We start from the raw sequence: 3,432 nt of genomic DNA, 5'->3' as shown, positions 1-3,432 counted from the left end.
ACACCGCCGGACAACCATTACAAGTGAAGCCCTGACGGAAACGTCAGGGCTTCACCTGCTTAACCCCCCAACCACCCCCACCCACCCACCGGCCCGGCAACGCCGGCAGCGCCGGCCCGGCAACACCGGCACTCCACCCCCGGCCGGCCCGGAAACTCCAACGCTGCAACCGGTACAGGCCGGCCCAGCCGGCAACGCCCCGCCGGCCCGGCAACCCCGGCACTCCAACCCGGCGCCATCCACACCTGCCGACCCACCCGGCCGCCGGCAACGCCCGCGCGTCATACCGACGGCTGTGTGGGTCGTGCTCATGCCGGTCCACCGCGGGGCGGAGATTTTCACCCGCTGGTCCGAAATTCCGTTGGTCCATGGAGTGCCCCGGGAACCAAGGCCCTGCTGCCGGTCTACTCGTACCTCACCCTGAAGGACAGGGCGTGATTCCCGCCGTGGTTACCGGCTTCCCGCTAGGGAAGCCTGTGGTCGGCCGCATCGGGGATACGCAGCCACCGGTAGTCGTAGGCCCCGAGGTGAAGCTCTACCGCACCGTTGTCGGAGATCTGCTCGTCTGCCCCGCCGAGCAGGTTCAGGAGGGTCTTTCCCGCGAGGTCGCCAGGAGCGTGACGGGAGCTGGTGACGTCGAGGGTCACAGTTGTGTCCTTTTCTGCGAGGTTGTGAACGAGCACCATGCTCGAGGTTTCCAGGGTGCAGCGGTGGGCAAGAACCGATGGCTCGGCCTGGGAAAGTACCTCAAAGGCGCCCCAGCCAAGTTCAGGGCATTGACGGTAGCGGCGGATGAGATCCGCCAGGAAATGCAGGAGTGACTCCGGGTCCTGCCGGGCACGGGCAACGTTGACCGTGGACGGACCGAAGTCGCCCTCGACCAGGCGGGAGATCAGTTGGGGCTCGTCAGCACGGGAGAAACCCGCGTTCTTCCCGTCGGTCCACTGCATCGGCGTACGGACCGCCAGCCGTCCATCCGCATCAAGGTCTTCCCCCATACCGATCTCCTCCCCGTAAAAAAGGACAGGTGTCCCGGGCAGCGAGAAGAGCAGCGAATACACCATTCGGATGCGGCGCGCATTTCCACAAAGCATCGGTGGAAGACGGCGCTTGAGACCGCGCCCATAAACCTGCATGTGTTCCTCAGGACCGAAGGCGGCAAACACCTCCTGCCGTTCCTGCTCGGTCAGCTTGTCGAGGGTCAGTTCGTCATGGTTCCTGACGAACGTGGCCCACTGGTTGTCCGGGTTCATGGCGGGTCTTGCCTGGAGCGCGGCGGCCAGCGGGGCCGCCTCCTGGCGGGCCAGTGCGAGGTACATGTTCTGCATTCCAATGAAATCGAAAAGCATGGTCAGCTCATCGGCGGATTCTCCGCCAAGGAAACGAAGTTGGGCATCATAGGAGAGGTTCACCTCCCCCAGGAGGATCGCCGAGCCGTTCCGGCGGCCGACGAATCGCCTCAGGTCCTTGAGGAACTCGTGGGGCTCGGGCAGGTCGTCCGACTGTGTACCGGTCGTCTCGAGGATGAAGGGAACGGCATCCACACGGAAGCCGTCCAGTCCCAGCTGCAGCCAGAAACCCGCGGCTTTGGTGATCTCGTCGCGCACCCGGGGATTGGCGATGTTCAGATCCGGTTGGTGCCGGTAGAAGCGGTGCTGGTACCACTCACCTGTCGGGTCGGACTTGGTCCAGATCGACTTCTCCTGATCCGGGAAGACCACTTCTTCCGAGGTGTCAGGCGGGGGATCGGACCGCCACACGTAGAAATCGCGAAAGGGGCTGTCTTTCGATCCGCGGGCCGACTCGAACCACGGGTGCTGGTCCGAGGTGTGGTTCACCACGAGGTCAGCAATCACGCGCATGCCCCGATCCTTGGCGGTTCGGATGAATTCGACGAGGTCGCCGTAGGTTCCGAGCCGGCTGTCCACCCCGTATAGATCGGTGATGTCATATCCGTCGTCGCGGTCGGGGGTGGGATAGAACGGCATCAACCAGATGCACGTGACCCCAAGGTCCGCCAGGTAACCCACCCGCTCCGAAAGACCAACCAGATCACCGATGCCATCGCCGTTGGAGTCGTAGAAGGTCTCGACGTCGAGGCAGTAGATGACGGCGTTCTTCCACCACAGGTCTGACGTGTCCGTAATTTTCAAAGCTCCCCCTGAATGGACTGTGGATCACTGGCTGGACTGTGCGGGTGATGACGGGTGGCCACGACGGCTGATGCGGGCCCCGCCTGCTCAACGGAGCTCGGGCAGGACCTTGTCCGCGAAGGTATCGATGAAGGGCTGCTGATCCTGACCCACGAAATGCAAGTACACCTCGTCGAAGCCGAGTTCGAGGTACTCCTGAAGCCACTGTGCGTGCTCGCCGGTGCTGGCGGAGACATTGACTGCCTTCCGGACCGCTGACTCACCGACGTCACCACTGACAGCATCGAAATAGGCGGCAGTCGGAAGATCCCAGGGTATGGGCGGAGCGAAAGTATTGGTTCTCCACTGGTCCATCGCGATACCGAGGGCCTCGGCGTCAGTCGGCGCCCAGGAGAGGTGCACCTGCAGCGTCAGCGTTCCTGCGCCCCCGGCATCCCTGTATGCCGAGAGCATGCTCCGCAGCTGCTCCAGCGGCTGGTTGATCGTCACCAACCCATCGGCCCAGTCCGCGGCGCGACGCGCCGTTTCCACAGTGACGGCTGGTGCGATCAACGGTGGCATGACGGCCGGAGGGTCCCAAATCCGTGCCTGTTCAACGGTCACCAATCCGCGGTGAGTCACCTCCTCACCGCTGTGCAGGCGGCGGATGATCGACACGCACTCCTCGAGGCGCCGCTGCCTGACGTCCTTGGGTGGCCACCCCTCGCCAGTGATGTGTTCGTTCATGTTCTCGCCGCTGCCCAGGGCGACCCACAGGCGGCCCGGATACATCTCGGCCAGAGTGGCGGAGGCATGGGCGAGAACTGCGGGATGGTAGCGCTGGCCGGGCGCGGTCACGACGCCAAAACGCAAGGTGGTCCTGGCGAGGGCGGCTCCCAGCCATGACCAGGCGAACCCGGAATGACCCTGTCGAACCGACCACGGTTCGATGTGGTCCGAACACATCGCAGCGTCGAAGCCGGCCTGCTCCGCCAACACCACGTCCTCCAAAAGGCGCGATGGAGCAATCTGTTCATGGGACGCGTGAAATCCGAGAACCGCCATCCGACATGCATACCGCGCCAGCGGCACGCTGTCGAGGGCTGCGCGAGGGTGACAGGAGCCCGAACCGTGCTGTCGTGCCGGCGGCGCGCGGCGGGCGAAGGGCGGCGTTCGTCGGATGTTCGGTGGGTGTTTGCCGGGGTGTTGGGGTGGATTTGTGTTGGGGTGGTGGGCGTCGTATAGTTGTTTAGTCGCCCCGGTGAGGGCGGCGAAACCCATACAATTCTGAGGCTGTTAC

At 64.2% G+C, this 3,432-nt stretch carries 2 protein-coding genes; both read right to left on the bottom strand.

Annotation, left to right across the window (positions count from 1 at the left end; translation table 11 throughout):
- Positions 1-464: 464 nt before the first annotated feature.
- Positions 465-2,153: an alpha-amylase family protein gene (locus AC4D2R_RS17960; RefSeq protein WP_490941463.1), complete on the bottom strand. Its 1,689-nt coding sequence runs from the start codon at positions 2,151-2,153 to the stop codon at positions 465-467.
- 87 nt (positions 2,154-2,240) lie between these two features.
- Positions 2,241-3,197, bottom strand: coding sequence for a TIGR03885 family FMN-dependent LLM class oxidoreductase (locus AC4D2R_RS17955; protein ID WP_490941462.1), 957 nt, complete (start codon positions 3,195-3,197; stop codon positions 2,241-2,243).
- Positions 3,198-3,432 lie beyond the last annotated feature (235 nt).

The organism is Arthrobacter sp. TJ-217 (assembly GCF_058269255.1).
This window is presented reverse-complemented; position numbering and strand designations above follow the sequence as displayed.

Coding starts and splice junctions, on each gene's coding strand:
- AC4D2R_RS17955 (WP_490941462.1), bottom strand. CDS start 3,197: ATGGCGGTTCTCGGATTTCACGCGTCCCATGAACAGATTGCTCCATCG.